Here is a 754-nt window from a genome sequence, read left to right as displayed (position 1 = left end):
TGACGCGCCACATATCCGCAAACTCACCGCAAATAAGAATAATCACGAAACCACCAAGCATGGTGGTTTCCGGAAAGTCCATGCCTGAATAGAAACCCAAAGACGTGAGCAAAAACCAGCTGGCCACCAGACACAGCATGCCGAACACCCCGAGCAAGCTACCGTAACGCAACGCCAGTAGTATCGGCACCAGCAATACCCAACGGAAGGTCCCGATGAGTGTCAGCGGATCCTCCTCGCGCAGCCACAACCCCATGACAACGGCCAGCGCCATCAGAATCACTGCTTCGCACAGCGACCACAGCACTCTTGGCTGGGGCATGAATAGCCCCGCCAGCTTGCCGTTACTGATGCGCTCAAGCATTACTGCACCACCGGGGCGAGCAATTTATCGATGACTTTCTGCCCGGTTTCGCTGAGCGACTGGCGTGCCCAGCCGGCCCGTGAGCCCGTGCCGCTATAGACGATACGCCCTTCCGGCAATTCACGGATTTCGATCATTACCCCCACCGCGGGCTCACCATCAACACCGGTTTTATAGCGCCATTCGTGTACTACCCCGCTCACCACATATTGGNCCGATTGCGAGGCGACCCACTGATTCATGTTCTTGCGGTTGGCCGCCGAGGTGCCTTCAAACAGCACCCCTTCATTATCGCTTTCCGGGTAGCGGGTTACGTTATTCACGCCATGGCGATACAGCACGGATTCGACAATGGCTGCCGCCCGCAACCCCGCCTGGGGAGTGGCAGTG

At 57.6% G+C, this 754-nt stretch carries 1 protein-coding gene and 1 pseudogene; both read right to left on the bottom strand.

The window, feature by feature from the left end:
• Window positions 1–364 (bottom strand): annotated as a pseudogene (locus A3730_RS26345) (hypothetical protein); the annotation flags it as partial.
• On the bottom strand, window positions 364–754 hold a 391-nt coding region (locus A3730_RS32270; protein ID WP_063539302.1), incomplete at its 5' end, for a hypothetical protein. The gene A3730_RS32270 and the pseudogene A3730_RS26345, both read right to left, overlap by 1 nt.

The sequence above is a fragment of the Alcanivorax sp. HI0044 genome, assembly GCF_001634945.1.
The sequence above is the reverse complement of the archived record's forward strand: the minus strand, read 5'-3'. Positions and strand labels throughout refer to the sequence as shown.